General features: G+C 63.9%; 21 protein-coding genes and 1 tRNA gene. 17 read left to right on the top strand and 5 right to left on the bottom strand.

The genetic code is table 11. The annotated features are described in order from the left end of the window. Positions 1 to 262: 262 nt before the first annotated feature. A complete protein-coding gene (gene rimO, locus ASD45_RS09530) occupies positions 263 to 1,636 on the bottom strand; it encodes a 30S ribosomal protein S12 methylthiotransferase RimO (RefSeq protein ID WP_056911271.1) in 1,374 nt (457 codons plus the stop codon). A gap of 174 nt (positions 1,637 to 1,810) precedes the next feature. After that, on the bottom strand, positions 1,811 to 2,638 hold the full coding sequence (locus ASD45_RS22985) for an aspartyl/asparaginyl beta-hydroxylase domain-containing protein (protein ID WP_082540745.1): 828 nt from the start codon (positions 2,636 to 2,638) through the stop codon (positions 1,811 to 1,813). A gap of 228 nt (positions 2,639 to 2,866) precedes the next feature. Here ASD45_RS22985 and ASD45_RS09520 point away from each other — a divergent pair, with 228 nt between their 5' ends. From ASD45_RS09520 to ASD45_RS09500, 5 genes are all read left to right on the top strand, one after another. After that, positions 2,867 to 3,202, top strand: a complete 336-nt coding sequence (locus ASD45_RS09520) for a hypothetical protein (RefSeq protein ID WP_156380779.1) — start codon at positions 2,867 to 2,869, stop codon at positions 3,200 to 3,202. A gap of 126 nt (positions 3,203 to 3,328) precedes the next feature. Then, entirely contained in the window at positions 3,329 to 3,562 is a 234-nt protein-coding gene (locus ASD45_RS09515; protein WP_056911269.1) for a hypothetical protein, read from the top strand. A 193-nt stretch (positions 3,563 to 3,755) separates the two neighbouring features. Continuing rightward, entirely contained in the window at positions 3,756 to 4,103 is a 348-nt protein-coding gene (locus ASD45_RS09510) for a tetratricopeptide repeat protein (RefSeq protein ID WP_056911268.1), read from the top strand. Positions 4,104 to 4,113: 10 nt separating this feature from the next. Then, positions 4,114 to 5,499 carry a class I SAM-dependent methyltransferase gene (locus tag ASD45_RS09505; protein ID WP_056911267.1) on the top strand — a complete coding sequence of 462 codons (1,386 nt, stop codon included), beginning with the start codon at positions 4,114 to 4,116 and terminating at the stop codon, positions 5,497 to 5,499. Between the two features lie 175 nt (positions 5,500 to 5,674). Then, positions 5,675 to 5,887: a hypothetical protein gene (locus ASD45_RS09500; protein WP_156380778.1), complete on the top strand. Its 213-nt coding sequence runs from the start codon at positions 5,675 to 5,677 to the stop codon at positions 5,885 to 5,887. A 27-nt stretch (positions 5,888 to 5,914) separates the two neighbouring features. Here the strand turns inward: ASD45_RS09500 and ASD45_RS09495 are convergent, their stop codons facing one another. Next, positions 5,915 to 6,550, bottom strand: a complete 636-nt coding sequence (locus ASD45_RS09495) for a TetR/AcrR family transcriptional regulator (RefSeq protein ID WP_156380777.1) — start codon at positions 6,548 to 6,550, stop codon at positions 5,915 to 5,917. A 158-nt stretch (positions 6,551 to 6,708) separates the two neighbouring features. On the opposite strand from ASD45_RS09495, the gene ASD45_RS09490 reads away from it, so the two are divergent. Next, positions 6,709 to 7,662 carry a tripartite tricarboxylate transporter substrate binding protein gene (locus ASD45_RS09490; RefSeq protein WP_056911264.1) on the top strand — a complete coding sequence of 318 codons (954 nt, stop codon included), beginning with the start codon at positions 6,709 to 6,711 and terminating at the stop codon, positions 7,660 to 7,662. A gap of 59 nt (positions 7,663 to 7,721) precedes the next feature. Continuing rightward, positions 7,722 to 9,455, top strand: a complete 1,734-nt coding sequence (locus ASD45_RS09485) for a CocE/NonD family hydrolase (protein WP_244485267.1) — start codon at positions 7,722 to 7,724, stop codon at positions 9,453 to 9,455. Between the two features lie 46 nt (positions 9,456 to 9,501). Here ASD45_RS09485 and ASD45_RS09480 read toward each other — a convergent pair whose 3' ends face one another. After that, a complete protein-coding gene (locus ASD45_RS09480) occupies positions 9,502 to 9,906 on the bottom strand; it encodes a helix-turn-helix domain-containing protein (protein ID WP_056911263.1) in 405 nt (134 codons plus the stop codon). 78 nt (positions 9,907 to 9,984) lie between these two features. Between ASD45_RS09480 and ASD45_RS09475 the strand changes: the two genes are divergently transcribed. Then, positions 9,985 to 10,311: a nuclear transport factor 2 family protein gene (locus tag ASD45_RS09475; RefSeq protein WP_056911262.1), complete on the top strand. Its 327-nt coding sequence runs from the start codon at positions 9,985 to 9,987 to the stop codon at positions 10,309 to 10,311. 24 nt (positions 10,312 to 10,335) lie between these two features. Here ASD45_RS09475 and ASD45_RS09470 read toward each other — a convergent pair. Next, positions 10,336 to 10,425: transfer RNA gene (locus ASD45_RS09470), tRNA-Ser, on the bottom strand. A gap of 736 nt (positions 10,426 to 11,161) precedes the next feature. Between ASD45_RS09470 and ASD45_RS09465 the strand changes: the two genes are divergently transcribed. From ASD45_RS09465 to ASD45_RS09425, 9 genes are all read left to right on the top strand, one after another. Beyond that, positions 11,162 to 17,338, top strand: coding sequence for a HAMP domain-containing protein (locus ASD45_RS09465; RefSeq protein ID WP_244485450.1), 6,177 nt, complete (start codon positions 11,162 to 11,164; stop codon positions 17,336 to 17,338). A 6-nt stretch (positions 17,339 to 17,344) separates the two neighbouring features. Continuing rightward, the gene (locus ASD45_RS09460; protein ID WP_082540740.1) at positions 17,345 to 19,231 is read left to right on the top strand and encodes an HWE histidine kinase domain-containing protein; all 1,887 of its coding nucleotides are present in this window, start codon (positions 17,345 to 17,347) and stop codon (positions 19,229 to 19,231) included. Positions 19,232 to 19,301: 70 nt separating this feature from the next. Beyond that, positions 19,302 to 19,664: a hypothetical protein gene (locus ASD45_RS09455; protein WP_056911261.1), complete on the top strand. Its 363-nt coding sequence runs from the start codon at positions 19,302 to 19,304 to the stop codon at positions 19,662 to 19,664. Continuing rightward, the gene (locus tag ASD45_RS09450) at positions 19,661 to 19,933 is read left to right on the top strand and encodes a DUF5985 family protein (RefSeq protein ID WP_082540739.1); all 273 of its coding nucleotides are present in this window, start codon (positions 19,661 to 19,663) and stop codon (positions 19,931 to 19,933) included. The genes ASD45_RS09455 and ASD45_RS09450 overlap by 4 nt, the downstream gene beginning before the upstream one ends. Continuing rightward, complete coding sequence (locus tag ASD45_RS09445; RefSeq protein WP_056911260.1) at positions 19,933 to 20,190, top strand: DUF5985 family protein; 258 nt, start codon at positions 19,933 to 19,935, stop codon at positions 20,188 to 20,190. Before ASD45_RS09450 ends, ASD45_RS09445 begins: the two co-directional genes overlap by 1 nt. Before the next feature lie 259 nt (positions 20,191 to 20,449). Further along, positions 20,450 to 21,355, top strand: coding sequence for a septal ring lytic transglycosylase RlpA family protein (locus tag ASD45_RS09440; RefSeq protein WP_056912679.1), 906 nt, complete (start codon positions 20,450 to 20,452; stop codon positions 21,353 to 21,355). A 109-nt stretch (positions 21,356 to 21,464) separates the two neighbouring features. After that, entirely contained in the window at positions 21,465 to 22,736 is a 1,272-nt protein-coding gene (locus ASD45_RS09435; protein WP_056911259.1) for a D-alanyl-D-alanine carboxypeptidase family protein, read from the top strand. Next, positions 22,733 to 23,401, top strand: a complete 669-nt coding sequence (gene tmk / locus ASD45_RS09430) for a dTMP kinase (protein ID WP_056911258.1) — start codon at positions 22,733 to 22,735, stop codon at positions 23,399 to 23,401. Before ASD45_RS09435 ends, tmk begins: the two co-directional genes overlap by 4 nt. Continuing rightward, complete coding sequence (locus ASD45_RS09425; protein ID WP_056911257.1) at positions 23,398 to 24,429, top strand: DNA polymerase III subunit delta'; 1,032 nt, start codon at positions 23,398 to 23,400, stop codon at positions 24,427 to 24,429. Before tmk ends, ASD45_RS09425 begins: the two co-directional genes overlap by 4 nt. Positions 24,430 to 24,546: the final 117 nt, after the last annotated feature.

The raw sequence follows: 24,546 nt of genomic DNA, 5'->3' as shown, positions 1-24,546 counted from the left end.
ACCGCTCCCCGCCCCAGCATCTGGAGACGCTGATCAGACACCCCTCGCAGTCGGGGCGGGATGGATGGGAATATAGGGCTAGGTCGGTGGCGGAGTCAATAGTCCTAGGAATATTTTATGCGTCAACGGCCGATCAGATTGTCGACCCCGAAGGCCGGGATCCACACGCCGTGCCCTATCAGTGGCGCAGAGGCTGTGGGTCCCCGCCTGCCCGGGGACGACGTCTCTTCAGCTTCATCGTCGCGACGAGGGCGACCGATCCTCAAAAACCTGCGGCGGTGCCGTGCAGGTCGTATTCGTCGGCGCGTTCGATCTTAACGGTCGCAATCTCGCCGACGCGCAGGGGGCGGCGGCTGGAGACGTAAACCGCGCCGTCGATTTCCGGCGCATCGGCCATCGAGCGGCCCTTGGCCACCGTTGGGCCGACTTCGTCAAGGATGACCTGCTGGCGGGTGCCGACCTTGCGCTTCAGGCGCCGCGCCGAAATCTTCTGCTGCGCGGCCATGAAGCGATGCCAGCGTTCTTCCTTCACGTCGTCCGGCACCGGATTGCCCAGCGCATTGGCCGGCGCGCCCGCGACCGGCTCGTATTTGAAACAGCCGACGCGATCGAGCGAGGCTTCATCGAGCCATTCGAGCAGCGTTTCGAATTCGGCATCGGTCTCGCCCGGGAATCCGACGATGAAGGTCGAGCGCAAGGTCAGGTCGGGGCACATCTGTCGCCAGCGCGCGATGCGCTCCAGCGTCTTCTCTTGAGAGGCCGGCCGCTTCATGCGGCGCAGAACGTCGTGGTTGGCGTGCTGCAGCGGCATGTCCAGATAAGGCAGGATTACCTTGTCGGCCATCAGCGGGATGACGTCGTCGACATGCGGGTAGGGATACACGTAGTGCATGCGCACCCAGATGCCGAGTTCGCCCAGCGCCTGCGCGAGATCGAGGAATTTGGCGCGCACTTCGCGGCTCTCGCCGGCGGCGTTCTTCCAGGTGCTGCTCGCGTATTTGATGTCGAGGCCGTAAGCGGAGGTGTCCTGCGAGATCACCAGCAATTCCTTGACGCCGGCCTTGGCCAGACGTTCGGCTTCGCGCATCACGTCGGCCGCCGGCCGCGACACCAGATCGCCGCGCAGCTTGGGGATGATGCAGAAGGTGCAGCGGTTGTTGCAGCCTTCGGAAATCTTCAAATAGGCGTAGTGCCGCGGCGTCAGCTTGATGCCTTCCGGCGGCACCAGATCGAGGAATGGATTGTGCTTCGGCGGCGCGGCGCGGTGCACGGCTTCGAGCACGCTCTCATATTGCTGCGGCCCGGTGATCGCCAGCACGTTGGGATGCGCTTTGGTGATGTTCTCCGGCTCGGCGCCCATGCAGCCGGTGACGATGACCTTGCCGTTCTCGCTGAGCGCCAGACCGATGGCGTCCAGCGACTCCGCCTTGGCGGAATCGAGGAAGCCGCAGGTGTTGACGATGACGAGGTCGGAGCCCTTGTGCTCGCGCGTCAGCTCATAGCCCTCGGCGCGCAGCCGCGTGATGATGCGCTCCGAATCCACGAGGGCTTTCGGGCAGCCGAGCGAGACGAAGCTCACCTTGGGCGCGGTCTGGCCCTCGGTGTCCTGGTCCGGTTTTGCGGGGGCGTCGAGCATGGGCAGGAGCTAGACGCGAAAGGGCGGAATGGCAAGGGTTCCAATCCGCCTCATCCTGAGGAGCCGCCCTCTAGCGCGTTTACGCGCGTCTTCGACCCGATAGGGCGGCGTCTCGCAGGATGGGCGGCCCCATGGTTCGAGACGGCGCCCCCTCACCATCAGGCCGGTTGGGGCTCAGCGATTCCGCAGCGCCTCGGCTTCCTCGTAGAACTTCTTCTCCCAGGCCTTCTGATTGTCCATGCCTTCGCGGATGAAGGGCGTGAACACCGCGACGTTGAGCAGCAGCCAGTTGATCAGGTTGGCCGGGAAGCGCAGCGGCTTGCGGAAGTCGACGAACAGCACCACGCGCACCTTGTCGGTGTTATTCCAGGCCTCGTGCTCGAAGGCGTCGTCGAAGATCACCGCTTCGCCTTCCTTCCAGCGATAGAGGTCCTTCTCGACGCGGATGCCGAGCTTTTCGCGCGGCTCGGGGACGATGAGGCCGAGATGCAGGCGCAGCACGCCGTTATAGGGGCCGCGGTGCGGCGGCAGGTGCTTGTTCGGCTCGAAGATGGAGAACATCACGGTGATGAGGCCCGGGATCTTCTGGCAGATGCGCCAAGTCTCCGGGCACTGCTTGATGTTGTTCTCCGACTTGAAGCCGTAGCCGGACAAGAGGAAGGTCTTCCAGCCGCGGTCCTGGCTGATGGTGGAGACGTCTGTCGCCAGTTCATGGAAACCGGGCAGCTCGTCCTTGCGGGTCAGCACCTTGTCGAGCTCGGCGCGGATCGCCGGCCATTCCTTCTCGATCTCCTTCGCCCAGGGAAAGACCGCCTTGTCGTAAATCGGCGGGTTGCCGACCTTGGTGAAACGCAGGTTGAGCCGTTCGGCGAAGGCGACCACCCCCATGAAAAAGCGGGTGACCGCGCTCGCCCGCGCCATCGGCGCGATGCCCGCGGTGCCAAATTGCTGGGCCGGCTCCGCGGCCTTGTTCTGCTCGGCGATTGTCACTTCTGTCTCCATTGCACGCATGAGGCTCGGCCGGACCATGCCGCCAAGCCTCCGTGCATTCCTGCGCCCCCACGACCGATTCCGGCCGAAGACTCCGAAACTATCAACCGGCGACGCCGCTTGATAGGTCGGGTTCCCCATCGTTCGCAATCGTCTTTGTCTGAACTGGGGCAGGGCGCCGGGAGTTGTGGCGCGAATGCCTGCTTCCCGTTAACGTCGCAGCGGCATAAGGAGCGGTTCATGAGACGCAAAGCGCGAGCGATCCTGGCGGTGTGGGCTGCCTCCGCCCTGATGGCCGTTTCGCTGGCCAGCGCCGCCGCGGCCGATATGCGGCCGCGCATCGCCGCCACGGCCCCCGGCATCAGCTTGCCCTTTGCGCGCAGCGAGCGGGCCCAGTCGGTCTGGGCCTCGAGCGCCTGCTCGCGCGACTGCGGCGCCTATTGCGCCTGGGGGCTGAACAGCTGCCTCTATCGCGACAGCCAGGGCCAGTGCCTCAAGCTGACCGACGACTGCGACCGCTATTGCCAGCGCTCCTGCCGCACGTCGGGCGGACCGCTGCTGCCGTCCGATTTCTAGCGGCCCGGCGACCCCTAGCGGACGGTTAAGCCTGCCGAACAAATCCGATCCATCGCGACAACGGAACGGAACAATTTGTGTGCGAAACATGGCGGGCCCGGCAGAACGCCGGCGAGCAGGCCCACCATGTCGCTTCGGCACAATCTGATCCTGTTATTGACCGGCGCCTGCTGCGCCCTGGCGCTGATCGGTCCGCGTCTGGCGCCGCGCCATGCGCTGTCGCTCGGGTCCGTCGTCAGCGCCGCGCCGCCGCTGGTCATCGAGGACAACGGCGCCGCGGCTGACGACCCTGCGCTCAGCCCGATCCGGCGGGAGGCCACCGGCGCGTTGAAGCGTTTGAGAGACAGCAGCCAGCCGTAATTCCGTATCGCGGAACGGCATTGGAACAATAACCATCGAATAAAAATCGATTTCGTTTGCATATACGTGACGTTTTCCACGGTGCTTTCCCGTTTCCCCGAACGTGACGCGGCCTATATCGGCAAGGCGCTGTCGTCGACGGCGACAGGGGCCGTCGCAGCAAATGCCGCGGCTTCGGGAACCGGGGCCCATCATGAATCGCACCCAGCGGCGCGTCGCCAACAAGCAAGCAGCTTCCTCCGCCGCGGTGGACGAGGCGGCGGCGCTGTTCGAGCGCGCTCTCGGTCACGAGCGCCGCGGCGACTTCCAGGCGGCCGCGAGCCTCTACAAGAAAGTGCTGAGCGCCGATCCGCAGCACGCCATCGCCTGCGACCGACTGGCCGCGCTCTATCTTGCGCAGGGCAAACGCGACAAGGCGTCGGCCCAATATGCCGAGCTGGTGCGGATCGCGCCGCAGACACTCAACCAGTTCGACATCGTGCTGGCCACGCTGAAGAAGCTGCAGCCGGCCTTCGCGGCAGGTCTCCTGGCGCATTCCTGAGACTCGTGTCGTGACGTCACCGGCCCCGCGCCCGAACGCGCCGCAAGGCATCGCCGAGATCGCTGCCGACCCGTATTTCCGCGCCGTGCTCGAAAACACGGTGGTGCGCGATTGGGCGTTCGAGCGCTGGCTGACGACGGTGCGCGGTGACTTCATCGATCTCGCGCAGGGCGATGAGCCGAGGGCCGGCGGCGATGTCACCGCCTTCGGTGCGGCGTTGGCGCGGCAGTGCTGGATCAACGAATACGTCTTTGCCGAATCCGCGCCGGAGCGCGCCGCCATCGACCAGCTCAAGCGGCGTGTCGCCGACGCGCTGGCAAGCGGCGCGCCGGTGGCGCCGATCGCCGTCGCCGTGCTGGCGATGTATGAACCGCTCGGCGCGCTCGATGGCGCCGACAAGCTGACGCAGCGCCAATGGCCGTCGGCGGTCGAGGAAGTGGTGACGCAGCAGGTGCGCGAGCCGGCCGAGGAGGCGGCGTTGCGGGCGGCGCTGCCGCGGCTGACGCCGATTGCGGACGGTGTCAGCGAACAGGTGCGCGCGCAATACGAGGAAAACCCGTATCCGCGCTGGGTGCGGCTGTCGGCGCCGCCGCCGCCGATGGTGCTCGACGATCTGATCCGCCATCAGTTTCCGACGACGCCATTCCGTCCGCTCGGCAAGCGCGACACCCATGACATTCTCGTCGCCGGCTGCGGCACCGGTCGCATCGCGCTCGAGATCACGCAGAGCTTTGCGGGCGCGCGGACGCTCGCCATCGATCTCAGCCTCGCCAGCCTGTCGGCCGCCAAGCGCAAGACGCCGGTCGCGCTGAAGGACAAAATCGAATTCGCGCAGGCCGACATCATGTCGATCGGCTCGATCGGCCGCGACTTCGATTACATCAATGCCGGCGGCGTGCTGCACCACATGGGCGATCCGCTTGCCGGATGGCGCGAACTGATCAAGCTGATGCGGCCGAACGCCCTGATGCAGATCGGGCTGTACAGCGCCCACGCGCGGGAGGAAATCAACGAGGCGCGCAAGCTCGTCGCCGCGCGCGGCTATCCGGCCACGGCCGACGGCATCCGCCAGGCGCGGCAGGATCTGTTCGCGCGGCGCCAGCATTTCAATTTCATGACGCTGCGCGATTTCTTCACCACCAGCGAAGTGCGCGATCTCATTTTCCACGTCCACGAGCAGCAGTTCACGATCCCCGAGATTCGCGACTTCATCGACGGCAACGGTCTGAGCTTTATCGGCTTCGAATTCGCCAATCAGGCGCTGCATCAGCAGCATCGCGCCGAATTCCAGCGCCGCGGCTGGTCGCTCACCGATCTGGCCCGCTGGGACGCCTACGAGCGCGACAACCCCGACATCTTCGCCAACATGTACGTGTTCTGGGTGCAGAAGCGCTGAACGATCGGCGTTGCCGCGTGGAACTTTGACGCCACCACAATTTCGACAGGCCAACGAAATATTCAGCTTCGACGACGAGAATCACGCACGAAACGTCGAATCTGTTGGGTGGAAACGAATGGCACGGGGCGCCTCGATCATACGCGTGGTGAGCTGTCTGGCGGTGTTGGCCCTCATGGCTGACGGCGCCAGCGCCGACGACAGGCTGAAGCCGCGGAAAAAGCAGCCGGTCTCGACCGAACAGCCCAAATACAAGCTCGATCTTGCCAGCGATCCGCCGTCGTCGAATTCGCCGGCGCCGCCGCCCGGCACCTCGCCACTGCGTCGCGATCAGGAGGGCGCAGTGCCGTTCCTCGGCCTGAAGCTGTCGACGCCGCTGGGCAACTAAAGCCGAAGCGGACAAGGGGCGGCCGCGTCACGAGACGCGCGCGCGGCGCCTCGACCGGGCTCGGGCGCCCAGCGCCTTGATGTTGGCCTTGCTGAGCGAGTCGAAATGATCGAGCACCACGCCGTCACGATCCAGCGTCGGGTCGATCATCGAACTGTGCACCAGCGTGACGCTGTATCGCTGCCGCAAGGCCGCACATAGTTTTATCTCGTCCTGGTCGATTGCCGGAAATTCCTCGCCGAGCACCGCGGCGATTTCGTTGGTGATTTCCCTGATCAGGCTCTGCGTCTCCGCGGTGGGGCGCGACGTCTCCATCACGCCCATCAAATTCTGATGCAGCATGATGTCCGAGCGATGGTCGCGCAGCAATTCAACGAACGGCATGCGCAGGCGCTTTTCGGCCGAGTAACCGCGCGACTCGGTGCGGACACGGCGCAGAAGCTGCGCGCTGTCGGCAAGATGCCGGCGAAACAGCGTAGTGGCGATGGTCTCCTTGCTGTCGAAGTACTGGTAGACCGATCCAACGCTGACTCCCGCGACTTCCGCGATGTGGTTGGTAGTGGTGCTGGCCAGCGGGGTGCGGCGCAAAACGCGAGTAGCCCCTGCCAGGATGCAGGACACCATCTCCTCGGAGCGGCTTTGTTTGGGTACTTTTCTCAGCATGAAAACCTCCGCCGCCACGGCCCGCGAAACGCGAGTTGTCGGGTCCGCGCTGCCATTTTACGGTTCTCTCAGAAAGCGGCACCCAACTCGCCAGAAGATGCCGCCCGAGGAACCGCCCCATGCACCGACAATGCTTGCATTCCGTCGCCAGACTGACAATGGCTTTTCATGTCGTGGCGATGGCCATCGCCATGGGCGCGGCCAACATTGCCAGCGCTGAAACCTATCCCAGCCGCACGATCAAGATCGTGCAGCCGTTCCCGGCGGGTGGCTCGACCGACGTGCTGGCGCGCGGCCTGGCACAGAAGCTCAGCGAATATCTGGGACAGGCCGTCATCGTCGAAGCGCGACCGGGTGCGAACGGCATCATCGGCACGGTGAGCGTCGCAACGTCGGCGCCCGACGGTTACACGATGCTGCTGACGACGGGGTCCTTCACCGCCAACCCGCACGCGTCGAAGGACGTCAAATACAATCCGCTGAAGGATTTCGCGCCGATTACAGAACTTGCGGGCTCGTACGGTCTGGCGCTGCTGACCAACATGCCGGTGAACTCGGTCGCCGACGTAATCAAGGAAGCCAAGAGCAAGCCGGGCGTGCTGACTTACGCCACCTCCGGTTACGGCAACCTCACGCATGTCGCGGGCCGGCTGTTCGAACAGCGCAGCGGCATCAAGATGATCGCGGTGCCGTACAACAATCCCGCCTTGCTCACCGACGTCATGGCCGGCACCGTCAGCATGACCTTCAACTCGCTGATCACCGCGGTCGGCATGGTCAATCAGAAGCAGCTCAAGGCGCTTGCCATCACCGGCGACCGCCGTTCGCCGGCGATGCCGAATGTGCCGACCATGGCCGAAGCCGGCGTGCCGGACTACAACCTCACCGGCTATTTCGGCATTCTGTTTCCGGCCGGAACGCCCAAGGATCGCGTCGATCGCATCTATCGCGAGACGGCGAAGGCACTGGCGACGACGGAGCTCAAGGGCATCATCGAGCAGAACGGCCTCTACACCGTCGGTTCGACGCCGGAAGAGTTCGCCGCCTACATCAAGAAAGACTACGACGACCAGGGCCGCTTGATGGACGAGCTCGGCCTGCGGCCGAAGTGACGCGCGCCCGGTCTTCTCCTCCACTTTTTTCCAGTCAGTAACAGACGACACCGTTCGACATGCAGACAATCAATCGCGAGACCACGCCCGGCAGAGAAACAGTGGCGCTGGAGGGCGGCGGCGCCATGATCTTCGAGAAAGATGTCGCGGTGCGAATGAGCGACGGTCTGTCGCTGCGCGTGAACATCTTTCGTCCCGCCAAGAGCGGCCGCTATCCCGTCGTCATGTCGCATGGCGTCTACGGCAAGGACGTGCATTTCAGCCACGCCTTCAAGCCGCAGTGGGAGAAGCTGACCAAGACCTATCCTGATCTTGCCCGCAACGGTTCGACCGGCCGCTTCCTGCGCTGGGAGGTGCCCGATCCGGAGCGCTGGGTGCCGAACGGCTTCGTCATCGTCGTCGCCGATACGCGCGGCACCGGAAAATCGCCGGGCTATCTCGACCCGCGGCAGCCGCGGGAAGATCAGGACTATTTCGAACTGATCGAATGGGCGGGCGTGCAGGACTGGTCGAACGGCAAGGTCGGTCTGCTCGGCATTTCCTATCTCGCCATCAATCAATGGAAGGCGGCCGCGCTACGCCCGCCGCATCTTGCCGCGATCTGTCCGTGGGAAGGCCACTGGGATCACTATCGTGACTCCAGCCACCACGGCGGCATTCTGTCGAACTCGTTTGCCACCGCCTGGTGGCCGCGGCAGGTGCTGGCGAACCAGCATGGCAATGGCGCCACGCATTACGTCGATGCCGACACCGGCGAGCGCTCCACCGGCCCGGCGCTCAGCGACGACATGCTCAGGAGCAATCGCGAGGACCATCCGGCCAATCATATGCGCCACCATCTCTGCGATCAGTGGCATGAGGGGCGAACGCCCGACATGGCCGCGATCGAGGTGCCGCTGCTGTCGGCCGGCAACTGGGGCGGGCCGGGCATCCATCTGCGCGGCAATGTCGCGGGCTTTGTCGAAGCCGGCTCGAAGGACAAATGGCTGTCGATGCACATCGGCACCCACTTCGACAGCTTCTACATGCCGGACTACGTCGCGATGCAGCAGCGCTTCTTCGGCCACTTCCTGCGCGGCGACGACAACGGCTGGGAACGCGAGCCGCGGGTGCGGCTCGAAATCCGCGACGTTCACGGCGGCGCCACGGTCCGCAAAGGCGATGCCTGGCCGCTCAATGAAACGGCGTGGACGAAATTCCATGTCGATGCCGGTGACGCAAGCTTGCGCACCGATAAGCGGGCCGGGCAGTCCGTCGCGCAGTATCAGGCGCCGGGCGAGGGCGTGACGTTCCGCACGCCGCCGCTCGAAGCCGATCTCGAGATCACCGGCTACGTCGCTGCCCGGCTGACGGTCGCATCATCCACCACGGACATGGATATCTTCGCCGTGCTTCGCGCCTTCGATCCGGAGGGGCGCGAAGTGCTCCTGATCGGCGCCCATGAACCGACGCCGATCTCGCGCGGCTGGCTGCGCGCGTCACATCGCAAGCAGGACCCGAAGCAATCGCTGCCGTACCGGCCGTATCTGGCCCATGACGAGGTGCAGAAGCTGGAGCCCGGCGCGCGTTACACCGTCGATGTCGAGATCTGTCCGACGAGTCTGGTCTGTCCGAAAGGTTACACGCTGGCGCTGACCATCATGGGCAAGGATTTCGAGATCGAAGGCGTGCCCGGCCGTATCCTGCACAATGACCCGATCGATCGGCCGGCCGCGGAATTCGGCGGCACCTGCTCGATCTTCACCGGCGGCGACAGCGAGTCCTATCTGCTGCTGCCGGTTATTCCGCGGTGACGGGCGACACGAGGCGGGATTGGTGAGGTTTACTGAACCGGCAGCGTCACGTCTCGCCGGACTCGTCGTCGAGCACTTGAGCCTGTCGTTGTCCGGCCCAGATTAACAGTGCGTCGAGTGCAGGGCAGAGGGACTGTCCCCAGTCCGTCAACGCATATTCGACTTTCGGCGGCACCTGATGATGGACAATGCGACGAACGATGCCGTCGCGTTCCATCTGGCGAAGCTGCTGAATCAGCATCTTCTGCGACACGGCGGGGATTGCCCGTTCAAGATCCGAGAATCGCAGCACGCGCCCGCCAAACAGATTGAAGAGAATGTTGAGCTTCCAGCGACCTTCCAGCAGTTTCAACGCCTGCTCGACGCCCTCGGCCGCGGTTTCGCGTGTATACGCAATTTGCGCCGGCTTACCTTGAGGTAAGTACCGAACTTTCTCGTCGGTTCTTGTCATTTGGTGACGTTAGGGCGAACTCTAGCGGGACACAACGCCATCGCCCGATGGCGCGATATCCGCGTAGAGGAGAGTCAAATGCCCGTCACCTTGCCAAAAGCAATCGCCGCGTATTTCGCCGCCGACCAGGCGGCGCGCGCCAGCGTGGCCGAGTGTTTCACCGAGACCGCCATCGTGAAGGATGAGGGAAAGACTTATGCGGGGCGCGAGGCGATCCGCAGTTGGAAGACGACGGCGAGCGCCAAGTACAGTTATGTAAGCGAGCCGCTCGCCGTCACGCAGGACAACGATCGCACCATCGTCACCAGTCGCGTGACCGGAAACTTCCCGGGCAGTCCCGTCAATCTGCGCTACAGCTTCGTCGTCGACGGCGACAAGATTGCGCGGATGGAAATTGGCGCTTGAGGGCGCGGGCGACGTCGGCCGAATTGGCGGAAGGGGTGAGATTCGAACTCACGGTGGGCTTGCACCCACGCCGGTTTTCAAGACCGGTGCCTTAAACCACTCGGCCACCCTTCCGCATTGAAATCACTAAAGAATTTTAAGCGCACTTTCTCCGAAAGACCGGTTTGCTGACGTTTGCTCCCCGATTGCTTCGGTCCGCGGCGCTATGTGCACCGCGGAAGCCGAAAAGGGAAGACACTTTGCCCGCCGTCGCCCCGACCCGCGATCGCGTCGCCACTGCGGCTCCGGGCTGAACATCGCGCCGGTCCTGAAGGTCCGAAGTGATCGCGGGTGTCGCCGACCGCGTCCGGACCTCAAAACGACGCAGGGAAGGCGCCAAGCCTGGTCGACAGGCCCTGCGCTGCGGCGTCGGCAAAACATGCGGTGGTGGGCTCGCGTTTCACCCGGAAAGCGCGAACCGATCTGCGCTCCCAGACCTACAGGCTTTCCGTTGCTGAGAGGGTCCATGAGCGGCCCTGCACAGAATATCGTCACGCGACAGGGAACCTTGTTCGAACTTGGGCATTAGAAGGGCGGCTTAGTGGGCGTGGGAACCGACAGTAACGACGAGATGACATCGGGTGCGGGGGCGCTCCGATAGTCGCGTCCGTTCCGAAAATCTGGCTGCAAAATCCACGAACGAACGAGCAAAGGGGGGGTGATGGGCCGGTCGCGTTCAGACGCAGGGCGAGACGCTGTGGAGAAGCCGGCGCGCATCGCAGCAAAGTCGGCGAACGACGAAGTGCATCAGCCGGGGAACGGTCGGAGTACGTCGCCCGAACTGATCGAGCTTCTGACGGCGCTGCAAGCTATGCGTTCCGGCGACTTTTCGGTCCGCATGTCGCTGCACCATGATGGCTTGGCCGGCAAGATCGCCAGCGCATTTAACGACATTGTTGCCGCCAACGAGCGCATGTCGCGCGAACTGGAACGCGTCGGCGAGATGGTCGGCCGCGAAGGCAAGACGCGCCATCGCGTGAAATTCGAGGGCACCAGCGGCGCCTGGGGCGACATGGAGTCCTCGGTCAATACGCTGATCGACGATCTGCTGTGGCCGACCAAGGAAGTGACGCGCGCCGTTGCGGCGGTCGCCCAGGGCGACCTGCTCAAGACCGTCCGCACCGAAGTGGACGGCCGGCCGCTCAAGGGCGAATTCCTCGAATCCGCGACCATCGTCAACACGATGATCAAACAGCTCGGCGTGTTTACGTCGGAAGTGACGCGCGTCGCCCGTGAAGTCGGCACCGAGGGCAAGCTCGGCGGTCAGGCTCAGGTGAGCGAGGTGACCGGCGTCTGGAAGGATCTGACCGAGTCCGTCAACTCGATGGCGTCGAACCTCACCGCGCAGGTCCGCAATATCTCGGAAGTGACCATCGCGGTCGCCAGCGGCGACCTGTCGAAGAAGATCACCGTCGACGTCCGCGGTGAAATCCTGCAGCTCAAGGAAGCCATCAATACGATGGTCGATCAGCTGCGTTCGTTTGCGTCGGAAGTGACGCGCGTTGCCCGCGAAGTCGGCACCGAAGGCAAGCTCGGCGGCCAAGCCATCGTTCCCGGCGTTGCCGGCACCTGGAAGGATCTGACCGACTCCGTCAATGCGATGTGCGGCAATCTCACCGACCAGGTCCGCAACATCGCGCAGGTGACCACGGCCGTGGCGCGCGGCGACCTTTCGCGCAAGATCACCGTCGATGTGCGCGGCGAAATTCTCGAGCTGAAAGACACCATCAACACGATGGTCGACCAGCTCAACGGCTTCGCGTCGGAAGTGACGCGTGTCGCGCGCGAAGTCGGCACCGAGGGCAAGCTCGGCGGTCAGGCGCAGGTCCCCGGCATCGCCGGCACCTGGAAGGATCTGACCGACAACGTCAACTTCATGGCGTCCAACCTCACGGCGCAGGTCCGCAACATCGCCGAGGTTGCGACCGCCATCGCCGGCGGCGACCTGTCGAAGAAGATTACGGTCAACGTTTCGGGCGAAATCCTTCAGTTGAAAGAGACCATCAATACGATGGTGGACCAATTGAACGCCTTTGCCGGCGAGGTGACCCGCGTCGCGCGCGAAGTCGGCACCGAAGGCCGATTGGGCGGACAGGCCAACGTGCTCGGCGTCGCCGGCACGTGGAAGGACTTGACCGACAGCGTCAACTCGATGGCGTCGAATCTCACGGCACAGGTCCGCAACATCGCCGAAGTCACCACCGCGGTGGCGGGCGGCGACCTGTCGAAGAAGATCACCGTGGACGTCAAGGGTGAAATTCTTGAGCTGAAGGACACCATCAATACGATGGTGGACCAGCTCAATGCGTTTGCCGGCGAAGTGACGCGCGTGGCGCGCGAGGTCGGCACCGAGGGCAAGTTGGGCGGACAGGCGATGGTGCGTGGCGTTGCCGGCACCTGGAAGGACCTGACCGACTCGGTCAATTCCATGGCGTCGAACCTCACCGCCCAGGTGCGCAACATCGCCGATGTGGCGACCGCGGTGGCGCAAGGCGACCTGTCGAAGAAAATCACGGTGAACGTGAGCGGCGAAATCCTTCGTCTGAAGGAAACGCTCAACACCATGGTGGACCAGCTCAACGCCTTCGCGTCCGAAGTGACGCGCGTGGCGCGCGAGGTCGGCACCGAGGGCAAGCTGGGCGGCCAGGCGGAAGTGCCGGGCGTCGCCGGCACCTGGAAGGACCTGACCGACAGCGTCAACTCGATGGCGGGCAACCTGACCGGCCAGGTGCGCAACATCGCCGAGGTGGCGACTGCGATCGCCAACGGCGACTTGTCGCGCAAGATCACCGTCGACGTGCGCGGCGAGATCCTTCAGCTGAAGGAAACGCTGAACACGATGGTCGACCAGTTGAACCGCTTTGCGGGCGAAGTGACGCGCGTCGCGCGCGAGGTCGGCACGGAAGGTCGGCTGGCCGGACAGGCCAACGTGCCGGGCGTCGCCGGTACCTGGAAGGACTTGACCGACAGCGTCAATTCGATGGCCGGCAATCTTACCGCCCAGGTGCGCAACATCGCCGAGGTGACGACAGCCGTCGCGCGCGGCGACCTTTCACGCAAGATCACGGTGGACGTGAAGGGCGAAATTCTCGAGCTGAAGAACACCATCAACACCATGGTGGACCAGCTCAACTCCTTCGCCTCGGAAGTGACGCGCGTGGCCCGCGAAGTCGGCACCGAAGGCAAGCTCGGCGGCCAGGCGCAGGTGCCGGAAGTGGCCGGCACCTGGAAGGACCTGACCGACAACGTCAACTTCATGGCGTCGAACCTGACCGCTCAGGTGCGCAACATCGCCGAGGTGGCGACCGCTATCGCCTCCGGCGACCTGTCGAAGAAGATCACGGTCGATGTTCGCGGCGAAATCCTTCAGTTGAAGGAAACGCTCAACACCATGGTCGACCAGTTGCGGTCCTTCGCCGGCGAAGTGACGCGCGTCGCGCGTGAAGTGGGCACCGAGGGCCGTCTTGGCGGCCAGGCCAACGTCTCGGGCGTCGCCGGCACCTGGAAGGACCTGACCGACAACGTCAACCTGCTCGCTGCAAACCTCACGACGCAGGTCCGCAACATTGCCGAAGTCACCACCGCGGTGGCGCGCGGCGACCTTTCGCGCAAGATCACGGTGGACGTGAAGGGTGAAATTCTCGAGCTGAAGAACACCATCAACACCATGGTGGATCAGCTCAACTCCTTCGCCTCGGAAGTGACGCGCGTGTCTCGCGAGGTGGGCACGGAAGGCAAGCTCGGCGGTCAGGCCGAAGTGCCTGGGGTTGCCGGCACCTGGAAGGATCTGACCGACACCGTCAACGTGATGGCCGCGAACCTGACTGAACAGGTGCGCGGCATCGTCAAGGTCGTCACTGCGGTCGCCAACGGCGACCTCAAGCAGAACCTGACGGTGAAATCGAAAGGCGAGGTGGCCGCGCTCGCCGAAACCATCAACAACATGACCGAAACGCTCGCCACTTTCGCCGATCAGGTGACCACGGTCGCCCGCGAAGTCGGCGTCGAAGGCCGCCTCGGCGGTCAGGCCAACGTGCCCGGCGCCGCCGGCACCTGGAAGGACCTGACGGGCAACGTCAACCTGCTTGCGGCGAACCTGACGACCCAGGTCCGCGCGATTGCCGAAGTGGCGACCGCCGTGACCAAGGGCGACCTGACACGATCGATTCAGGTCGATGCGCGCGGCGAAGTGGCCGAGCTCAAGGACAACATCAATACGATGATCGGCAACCTGCGCCTCACGACCGAGCGCAACACCGAGCAGGACTGGCTGAAGACGAACCTCGCCAAATTCACCAACATGTTGCAGGGCCAGCGCGACCTCGGCACTGTGGGCCGGCTGCTGCTCACCGAGCTGACGCCGCTCGTCAACGCGCAGCAGAGCGTCATCTATCAGATGGAGGCAGACGATGGTCCGCGCCTTCGCCTGCTGTCTTCGTATGCAGGCATGGAGGAGGGCGGCCATCCATCAAACCTGAAGCTCGGCAACGGCCTGGTCGGCCAGTGCGCCGCTGACAAACGCCGTCTGCTGGTCGCCAACGTGCCGGAATCGGTCGTTCCAATCTCATCGGCGTTGTTCCAGACGGCGCCGCGGAACATCGTCGTGCTGCCGGTGCTGTTCGAAAATCAGGTCAAGGCCGTGATCGAACTCGCCTCGATCGATTCCTTCACGCCACTGCAACTGGCATTCCTCGAGCAACTGACGGCGAGCATCGGCATCGTGCTCAACTCGATCGAGGCGACGATGCGAACCGAGGGATTTCTCAAGCAGTCGCAGCAGCTGGCGGCCGAACTGCAATCGCAGCAGAAGGAGCTGCAGCAAACCAACGAGCAGCTCGAGCAGAAGGCGCAGCAACTCGCCGAGCGCAACGTAGAAGTCGAGCGCAAGAATCAGGAAATCGAACAGGCCCGCCGCGAACTCGAGGAAAAGGCCGCCGAACTTGCACTCACGTCCAAGTACAAATCCGAATTTCTTGCGAACATGTCGCACGAGTTGCGCACGCCGCTCAACTCGATCCTCATCCTGGGCCAGCAGCTGGGCGAAAACCCAAGCGGCAATCTCAGCGCCAAGCAGGTCGAGTTCGCCCGCACGATCCACGGCGCGGGCACAGATCTGCTCAACTTAATCAGTGACATTCTCGACCTGTCCAAGATCGAGTCGGGCACCGTCAGCGTCGAGGCCGAAGAGATCTTTTTCGCCAATCTCCTGGATGCTGTGGGCCGCCCATTCCGGCATGAAGCCGATGCAAAGGAATTGTCGTTCGAGATCGACGTCGATCCGGCACTCGAGCGCAGCATCACGACCGACTCGAAACGCTTGCAGCAGGTTCTCAAGAACCTACTTTCGAACGCCTTCAAGTTCACTTCGCGTGGCAGCGTCAAGCTCTCTGTCTCTCGCGTGACTGAAGGCTGGAGCACCGTTCATCCCGTCCTCAGCCAGGCCGGCGGCGTTGTCGCCTTCGAGGTGACCGACACCGGCATCGGTATTCCGCCAGAGAAACAGAAGATCATCTTCGAAGCGTTTCAGCAGGCGGACGCCTCAACCAGCCGGAAATTTGGCGGCACCGGTCTCGGACTCGCGATCAGCCGCGAACTCGCGGCGCTGCTCGGCGGCGAAATCCAGTTGCGTAGCACGCCCGGCGTCGGCAGCGCGTTCACGCTCTTTCTTCCACTGCAATATGTGGGTTCGGCGATCCCGGGCCGTGGGCGCCCCGACCATGGTAATGGCCGTCAGCAATCCGCCGCGCCGATCCTTCTGCCGCCGGAACGGATTGCCGAAGCCATCGATGACGATCGGGCGCGTCTGGAACCGGGCGATTCAATTCTGCTGATCGTCGAGGACGACCCGCACTACGGCCGTGTGCTCGTGGACCTGGCGCGAGACAAGGGGTTCAAGGTCCTTTTGACGACGAGCGGCAATCAGGCCATCGAGCTTGCCAAACAGTATCAGCCGACTGCGGTGTCGCTCGACGTGTTCCTGCCCGACATGCTTGGCTGGAATGTCCTCAGCCAGTTGAAGCAGAACCCGCTGACGCGGCATATCCCGGTACAAATCGTCACGCAGGACGAGGATCGCCAGCACGGCCTTGCACGCGGTGCCTTCTCCTTCGTCAGCAAACCGACGACGACGGAGGGGGTCAAGGACGCTCTCACCCGCATCAAGGAATATTCCGCGCGCAAGCGGAAGCGGCTCCTTGTCGTGGAGGATAATGCCGCCGAGCAGCTGAGCATTTCCGAGTTGCTCGGGCACGACGATATCGAGATCATCGGCGCCCAGTCCGGCGAGGCGGCGCTCGCCGCCCTACGCAACGAGATCGTCGATTGCGTCGTTCTCGATCTGCGACTGCCGGACATGAGCGGGTTCGATGTCCTGGCGCGTCTACACGAAGAAAGTTCGCTGTCGGAGGTGCCGGTTGTCGTTTTCACGGGCCGCGAACTGAGCGCGGAGGAGGACGCTCAACTGCACACAATGGCGCGCAGCATTGTCGTTAAGGGCGTGGAATCGCCCGAGAGGCTGTTGGACGAGACCGCTCTGTTCCTGCACCGGGTGATTTCGGAGCTGCCGCCCGAAAAGCAGCGCATGCTTGAACGGTTGAACAGCTCGGACGAGGATCTCGTCGGCCGGACCGCGCTGCTTGTCGACGACGATGCGCGCAACATCTTCGCGCTCTCGAGTGTTCTCGAAAGGCATGGCATGCACGTGCTGACGGCGACCACCGGGCGCGAGGCGATCGAGCTGATCGGCCAAAATCCTGACATCGCGATTGTCCTGATGGACATCATGATGCCGGAAATGGACGGCTACGAGACGATCGAGCACATCCGGGCGCGCAATGAATTTCGTCGATTGCCGATCGTGGCCCTGACCGCCAAGGCGATGAAAGGCGATCGCGAGAAATGTCTGGAGGCGGGCGCGTCGGATTATCTCGCCAAGCCGGTAAACACAGAGCAGCTGCTGACCATGCTGCGGATGTGGCTGCATCGGTGAGCGGCCATGATTGAACATGAAAGGGTCAACATCCTCCTCGTCGATGATCAGCCGGCCAAGCTGCTGAGCTATGAGGTCGTGCTGCGGGAGCTGGGTGAGAATTTGATCCAGGCCGCGTCGGCCACGGACGCTTTGCAGATTCTGCTGAAGAACGAGATCGCCGTCGTTCTCGTCGACGTGTGCATGCCGGATCTCGACGGGTTCGAGCTGGCGGCGATGATCCGCGATCATCCGCGTTTCCAGCGCACGGCGATCATTTTCATCTCGGCCATTCATCTCACGGACACGGATTATCTCCGCGGCTACGAGATGGGAGCGGTCGATTATGTTCCGGTGCCGGTAGTCCCCGAACTGCTGCGTGCCAAGGTCAAGGTCTTCGCCGAACTCTACAGGAAGACGCGGCAGCTCGAGGCGCTCAACCAGGATCTTGAGCGCCGTGTCGCGGAGCGGACGGCAGCATTGCAGGCTTCGACCGCGCGCCTGCAGGAGAGCGAACACCAGTTGAGGCTTGCCACAGAGGCGGCGGAGATCGGCCTGTGGGATGTCGATAACGTCAGCAACACCTTGTTCTGGCCGCCGCGCGTGAAGGCGATGTTCGGCATCTCGGCGGATGTCCCGGTGAGCATGGCCGATTTCTTCGACGGCATTCACCCGGACGACAGGGAAGCCACTTGTGCGGCCTTCGACGCATCCTGCGACCGGGACAAGCGCGCTCTCTACGATGTCGAATATCGGACCATTGGCAAAGAGGACGGCATCGTCCGTTGGGTCGCGGCCAAAGGGCGCGGAATTTTCGATGAGGAAGGTCGGTGCGTCCGCATCATCGGCACCGCGCTCGACATCACCGAGCGGAAGAAGGCGGAGCAGAGGCAATTCCTGTTGGCCCGCGAGGTGGATCATCGAGCCCGCAACGCGCTGGCCGTCGTGCAGGCGATCGTGCGGCTGACACGGTCGGACTCGAAGGAGAACTACGTCAAGGCTGTCGAGGGGCGTGTCCAGGCGCTCGCCCAGGCCCACACGCTGCTGTCCGAAACCCGCTGGCAGGGTGCAGATGTTACGCGTCTCGTGGTCGAAGAAGTTGCGCCCTATCGCGGGTCCGATCGTTCGCGCGTGCGCACAGACGGCCCGGCGGTCACACTGGCGCCGGAACGCGCGCAGAGCCTGGCGCTCGCGCTCCATGAACTTGCGACCAACTCGGTCAAATACGGAGCGCTGTCGGTCGCCGAAGGAATGCTCGCGGTGGAGTGGTCGGTCAACGGCAATGTCATGACGATGGTGTGGACGGAGGCGGGCGGGCCTCCCGTCTATCCGCCGACATCGCACGGCTTCGGCACCAAGATCATGAATGCCGGCATCAAGCATCAGATCGGCGGCGATGTCGCGTTCGACTGGCGCCCAACCGGCCTGCAATGCACCTTGCGGATACCGCTCGAGAGAGTCGATCAGGCGCCCCAACCGTCGAAGAATCTCATCCGGCTGCCGGCCGGTACGACGAAGCGTATCCTCCTCGTCGAGGATGAAGCGATCGTCGGGCTGATGATGCGCGAACTGCTGACCGACTGCGGCATGCTCGTCGTCGGTCCCTGCTGCACGCTGGAGGAGGCGCTGGCGGAGGCAACCGGTGAATTCGACGGCGCGCTGCTCGACCTCAATCTCGGCGGCAAGTTCGTCTATCCGGTCGCCGAGCTTCTCGTCGAGCGCCGCATTCCGTTCACTTTCGTGACCGGCTATGGTGCCGAGAGTCTGGACGGCCGGTTCACAGGCACGCCGATCCTGCAAAAGCCGATCACGCGTGAAACGTTGCAACGTCAGCTCGGTACGATGCTTGGCATCGTCATCGAGTGGAAGACCGCGCCCCCCGGCGATGAGCAGGCCAGCCTGAAGACGGCCTGACATATTCGTCCAAATCGCTCGGGCACTGCCCGCAATGAGACGGCGAGGTGGCCATTGTGATCGTGATGGCATGAAATCGGAATCAGAGGTCCTTGAATATGCCGGGGCGTCGTTCAGGTCCGTATGGGCGCTTGAACTGCTGCTGCTGCTGCGCCGGAGCGCGCGAAGCTGGACGCCGGCCGATATCATCAAGGAACTGCGGAGCAGCCGCGTCGTCGTGATCGAGGCGTTGAACAACCTCACCGCGGCCGGGCTCGCCGTGCGCGAGGAGCGTGACGAGTATCGGTACGCTGCCGTCGGCCATGCCGAGCAGCTTATTGCCGATCTTGAGCGGCTCTATGCGGTCAAGCCCACGCTCGTGATGCGAAGTATCGTGAATTCCCCCAACTCTAAACTCCAGATGCTGTCAGACGCATTCAGGATCAAAGAATGAGCAGCCCCGTGGCGATGATGGTCTATTTTCTCTGCTTTGCGGCCAGCTCGGCCTGTGGCGGCCTTTTGGTGCGAAGTTATTTACGGGCGCGCACGCCCCTTCTGCTGTGGACCGCGGCATGCTTCGTCCTGCTGGCGCTGAACAACTTTCTGGTAATCGTCGATCTGGTCTTCCTGCCGGAGGCCATCGACCTGCAGATCCTGCGCCTGACGGTCACGCTGATCGCCGTGGCGACGCTGGTTTACGGCTTCATCTGGGAGATCGACTGATGGCGACGTTTCTCTCCGGAATGATCACGGCCGGATATCTGATTGCCGCTCTCTTCTTTTTCCGCTTCTGGAAGCGGACGGGCGACTCGCTGTTTGCGACCTTCGGCTTGTCCTTCATGCTTTTCGCAATCAGCCAGAGTCTTTCGGTGTCTTTCGACTTCCTGCATGACGACAAGACCGTCGTATTCATTCTGCGTTTTTTTGGCTTTGGCCTGCTACTGCTGGCTATCGCGCGGAAAAATCTGGGCAAAGCGTGAAGCGGCACGCCGGGCGCCGCAGCAGGCTACCGCCCGAGGGCGTTGCGCGTGCGCCGTCGCGTTAGTTCGATGGTCGAAGCCGGCCGCCCTTGCAAGAAACCGCGGCTTTAAGTATCCCGGACATCAGCGATTTGTCTTGAATCGGGGGAAAACCCCGATTGGAACCAATCGTTTACCAAGACTGCGCCGGCGGGGTTCAAAATCGCCGGCGTTGAGGTTAATGTGGCCGTCCAAGTCAGTCGGGGACACCATTCCAGGCATGCCAGTTTCGGGGGAGAGCGGCCGGATCGGCCTGTGCGCGCGCCTGTCGGCGCTCGTCATCGGCTCGCTGCTGCTCGCCAACTGTTCGGGCAGTTCGTCCCGCATCGATCCGAAATGGGGCGTAGCCTCGAGCCCGCGCGTCGTCGAGCCCGGTGAGCCGGTGCCGAAGGGCGGCGGCCGCTACCGCGTCGGCAAGCCCTATACGGTCGCCGGCCGCATGTACGTCCCCGAAGAGGATGCCAACTACAAGGCCGAGGGTTTCGCCTCGTTTTACGGCGACGACTTCCATGGCCGCTACACGGCCAATGGCGAAGTCTTCGACATGAATTCGATCACGGCGGCGCATCCGACCATGCCGCTACCGTCCTATGCGCGGGTCACCAACCTGCGCAACAAGAAGTCGATCATCGTGCGCGTCAACGATCGCGGGCCCTATGTCGGCAACCGCGTCATCGACCTGTCGGTGCGCACCGCCAAGCTGCTCGGTTTCTACGGGCAGGGCCTGGCCAAGGTGAAGGTCGAATATGTTGGCCGCGCGCCGCTGGCCGGTTCCGACGATCGCAAGCTGGCCGCGACACTCCGCGACGGCAACGAACCGGCGGCCAAGGTGCAGGTGGCCTCGTCCAAGGACTTCGCGCCTTATTTCGATTCCCGCCCGATGAGCGAACTGCCGCGCGCCGCGCAGGCGTCGGCCAAGCCGGCGCCGGTCCAGCGCGTCGCCGCGGTTGAGCCCGAGGACGATGCGACCACCGCGCCGCCGCCGGATCTGCCGGCTGCCATCCGCCAGCCCGCGGTGGATACCGTCGCCCGCGCCAGTGCCCCGGCGGTTTCGCCGGTTTCGGCCTACGCCCCGGTCCGCTATGATAACCAGGCGGGGTTACTGAGCGGCCGCGGCCTCTATTAGGCCCTTCCAATCCCGCGATAGCAGCGCCATTTTGCCCGGGAGCCGGTCTATGGCCGTTCTCGAAGGCTTTGGGCGGTTACGTGGCGCGAGCGGAGCAGATCGAACAGTCATGGCGGCGCTGGTGAAAGGTCCCAAGGTCCGGCTGGTGGTGGCGGCGTTCATCGTCGCCGCACTGTGCGCGCCGGTGCTGGCGGCAACCAAGGCGCATCGCCCGGGCTCGGGACTCGCTCATCGGCCAGCGTCAGGCCTTGCCGCCCGCAAGGATCCGGCGAAGAAGGATGATCCGCCGATCAACGCGCCGCACGCCATTCTGATCGATGCCGAGAACGGCAGCGTGCTGTTCGAGCGCGATCCGGACGTCATGATCTTTCCGGCCTCGCTCGCCAAGCTGATGACGGCGGAATACGTCTTCCACCTGATCAAGACCGGCAAGCTCAATTTGACTGACGAATTTCCGGTCAGCGAGAACGCCTGGCGCAAGGGCGGCGCGCCGTCGCGCACCTCGACCATGTTCGCGGCGCTGCATAGCCGCATCAGCGTCGATTCGCTGATTCACGGGCTGATCATCCAGTCGGCCAACGATGCCTGCATCGTGCTGGCCGAAGGGCTCGAGGGCACCGAAGCGGCCTTCGCCGCCAAGCTGACGCAGCGCGCGCGCGAAATCGGCCTGCCCAAATCGACCTTTGCCAATTCCAACGGTTTGCCCGATCCGGGCACACAGGTGACGACCCGCGAACTCGGCATTCTCGCGCGGCAGATCATTCTCAATTATCCCGACCTCTATCCGATCTACGGCCAACGCGATTTCACCTGGAACAAGATCAAGCAGCCCAACCGCAATCCGCTGCTGGCGCTGGATATCGGCGCCGACGGTCTGAAGACCGGTTTCACCAAGGAAGCCGGCTATGGCCTGGTCGGTTCGGCGGTGCAGAACGGCGTCCGCCTCGTCGAAGTGGTCAACGGGCTCAGTTCGCCGAAGGAACGCGCCGAGGACGGCCGCAAACTGCTGGAATGGGGCTTCAAGAATTTCGAGCACCGCATCCTGTTCGCCGAAGGCCAGACCATCGGTTACGCCAAGGTTTTCGGCGGCGCCGAAAGCAGTGTGCCTCTCGTCGCGCCGGGACTGGTTCAGGTCATGATGCCGAAGGCCGGCGGCGACCGGCTGGTCGCGCGCATCGTCTACAATGGGCCGGTGCCGGCGCCGATCGCCAAGGATCAGGCGATCGGCGAATTGCGGGTCTGGCGCAACGACAAGGTGATCCTCAACATGCCGCTGAAGGCGGCCGAAGCGGTGGCGCAGGGCTCGCTGTCGCAACGGGCTGTCGATGCCGTCGCCGAACTGATGATCGGCTTGTTTCGTGCCGGTGCGCAGAAGCTATGAGCGGGCGCGGCAAGTTCATCACCTTCGAAGGCGGCGAGGGCTCGGGAAAGTCAACGCACGCGGCGGCGCTGGCCGAAGCGCTCAAGGCGCGCGGCCTCGATGTCGTACTGACACGCGAACCCGGCGGCTCGCCGGGCGCTGAGATCATCCGCCACATCATCCTGTCCGGCATCGCCAAGCCGCTCGGCACCGAAACCGAAACCATCCTGTTTGCCGCCGCGCGCGATGACCACGTCAAGGCGACGATCCTGCCGGCGCTGCAGGCGGGACGCTGGGTGGTGTGCGACCGCTTCGTCGACTCAACGCGCGTCTATCAGGGCACGCTGGGCAAGGTCGATATGAAGCTGATCCGGGCGCTGGAGCGCGTCACTGTCGGCGAAGCCATGCCGGATCTCACCATTCTTCTGGACGTGCCGGCCAATATCGGGCTCGCCCGCGCCAAGACACGGCGCGGCAGCGGCGTCGCCGACCGCTTCGAAGCGGAGTCGGTCGAGTTTCACGAGGAGCTGCGCCAGGCATTCCTGAATATCGCCGCGCGCGAGCCGAAGCGCTTTGCCGTAATCGACGGCCGCGCGCCGCGCGACGTCGTGTCGGAGCGAATCTGGCAGGCCGTCCAAGAACGGCTGCTGGATGTCCCGCAACCTGCGGAAGCTGTCACGCCGTGAGCGAGGACCGCGACGAGGGTGAGGCGCTGGCGCCGAGCACGACCACGGTGCTGTTCGGACATCAGGATGCCGAACAAACGCTGCTGAATGCCTATCGCTCCGGCCGCATGCCGCATGCCTGGCTGATCGGCGGCCAGCCGGGCATCGGCAAGGCGACTTTGGCCTACCGGCTGGCGCGTTTCGTACTGGCGCATCCCGATCCCGCCGCGGCGGACGTGCAGGCGGCAGAGTCGCTCGGCGTTGCCGGCGACCACCCGGTGACGCGCCGCATGGCCGCACGCGCTCAGGGCGATCTTCTGGTGCTGGAGCGCGTCGTTAACGAGCAAACCGGCAAGCTCTTCACCACCATTCGCGTCGACGACGTCCGGCGGACCGTCGGCTTCTTCGGCGCCACGGCCGCCGAGGGCGGCTGGCGTATCGCCATCGTCGATGCCATCGACGACCTGCAGCGCGAGGGTGCCAACGCGCTCCTGAAAATCCTCGAAGAGCCGCCGCCGCGCACGTTGCTGCTGCTGATCAGTCATTCGCCGGGACGGGAATTGCCGACGATCCGGTCGCGTTGCCGGCGACTGCTGCTGCGGCCGCTCGATCGCGACGACGTCGTGCGGGCGCTCGCCGCCGCGACCGGCCGCAATGCCGATGATCCGGAACTCGTCCAGGCGGCCGAGGCGTCCGACGGCAGCGTCGGCCGGGCGCTGCGTTTTCTCGACGAGAAGGCGCTCGCCCTGCGCCAGCGCGTGCTCGACCTCATGGCGCAACTGCCCAATCCGGATCCTCGCGCGCTGCACGCTCTCGGCGACGCGCTGTCCGGAACCGATCCGGAAGCGCTGGCGACCTTCATGGACATGGTCAATGGATGGCTGTCAGCGCAGCTCCAGCCGCAGGCGAACGATGTCGCCAGGTTAAACAAGGCCGCCGAAGCCTGGGAGAGGGTGAACCGGGCTGCGCGCGACGTCGATGCTTACAACCTCGAGCGCAAGCCGCTGGTGTTTACAGTGTTCGGCGAGCTGGCCAAGACCGCGCGGTAATTCGGCCTTCAATGGCGCCGGCAGCCGCCACGAATACGTTCGCACTGAAGACAAATTCATATTCGGCACGCGCAAAAGCCGTGCGGCAAGCGTGATGCTGCGCCGTGTTTGTAGCGC

The organism is Pseudolabrys sp. Root1462 (assembly GCF_001426945.1).
In the GTDB taxonomy this organism is placed as follows: Bacteria; Pseudomonadota; Alphaproteobacteria; order Rhizobiales; family Xanthobacteraceae; genus Pseudolabrys.
Note: the sequence above shows the minus strand (reverse complement) of the source record. Positions and strands in the feature narration are given on the sequence as shown.

Excerpts from the sequence above, each read along its gene's own strand:
- ASD45_RS09455 (WP_056911261.1), top strand. The coding sequence starts at position 19,302 with ATGAAATCGGAATCAGAGGTCCTTGAATATGCCGGGGCGTCGTTCAGG.
- ASD45_RS09465 (WP_244485450.1), top strand. The coding sequence starts at position 11,162 with ATGCGTTCCGGCGACTTTTCGGTCCGCATGTCGCTGCACCATGATGGC.
- ASD45_RS09510 (WP_056911268.1), top strand. The coding sequence starts at position 3,756 with ATGAATCGCACCCAGCGGCGCGTCGCCAACAAGCAAGCAGCTTCCTCC.
- ASD45_RS09515 (WP_056911269.1), top strand. The coding sequence starts at position 3,329 with ATGTCGCTTCGGCACAATCTGATCCTGTTATTGACCGGCGCCTGCTGC.
- ASD45_RS09490 (WP_056911264.1), top strand. The coding sequence starts at position 6,709 with ATGGCTTTTCATGTCGTGGCGATGGCCATCGCCATGGGCGCGGCCAAC.
- ASD45_RS09440 (WP_056912679.1), top strand. The coding sequence starts at position 20,450 with ATGCCAGTTTCGGGGGAGAGCGGCCGGATCGGCCTGTGCGCGCGCCTG.
- ASD45_RS09475 (WP_056911262.1), top strand. The coding sequence starts at position 9,985 with ATGCCCGTCACCTTGCCAAAAGCAATCGCCGCGTATTTCGCCGCCGAC.
- ASD45_RS09445 (WP_056911260.1), top strand. The coding sequence starts at position 19,933 with ATGGCGACGTTTCTCTCCGGAATGATCACGGCCGGATATCTGATTGCC.
- ASD45_RS09520 (WP_156380779.1), top strand. The coding sequence starts at position 2,867 with ATGAGACGCAAAGCGCGAGCGATCCTGGCGGTGTGGGCTGCCTCCGCC.
- tmk (WP_056911258.1), top strand. The coding sequence starts at position 22,733 with ATGAGCGGGCGCGGCAAGTTCATCACCTTCGAAGGCGGCGAGGGCTCG.
- ASD45_RS22985 (WP_082540745.1), bottom strand. The coding sequence starts at position 2,638 with ATGGAGACAGAAGTGACAATCGCCGAGCAGAACAAGGCCGCGGAGCCG.
- ASD45_RS09500 (WP_156380778.1), top strand. The coding sequence starts at position 5,675 with ATGGCTGACGGCGCCAGCGCCGACGACAGGCTGAAGCCGCGGAAAAAG.
- ASD45_RS09450 (WP_082540739.1), top strand. The coding sequence starts at position 19,661 with ATGAGCAGCCCCGTGGCGATGATGGTCTATTTTCTCTGCTTTGCGGCC.
- rimO (WP_056911271.1), bottom strand. The coding sequence starts at position 1,636 with ATGCTCGACGCCCCCGCAAAACCGGACCAGGACACCGAGGGCCAGACC.
- ASD45_RS09495 (WP_156380777.1), bottom strand. The coding sequence starts at position 6,550 with ATGCTGAGAAAAGTACCCAAACAAAGCCGCTCCGAGGAGATGGTGTCC.
- ASD45_RS09435 (WP_056911259.1), top strand. The coding sequence starts at position 21,465 with ATGGCGGCGCTGGTGAAAGGTCCCAAGGTCCGGCTGGTGGTGGCGGCG.
- ASD45_RS09480 (WP_056911263.1), bottom strand. The coding sequence starts at position 9,906 with ATGACAAGAACCGACGAGAAAGTTCGGTACTTACCTCAAGGTAAGCCG.
- ASD45_RS09460 (WP_082540740.1), top strand. The coding sequence starts at position 17,345 with ATGATTGAACATGAAAGGGTCAACATCCTCCTCGTCGATGATCAGCCG.
- ASD45_RS09485 (WP_244485267.1), top strand. The coding sequence starts at position 7,722 with ATGCAGACAATCAATCGCGAGACCACGCCCGGCAGAGAAACAGTGGCG.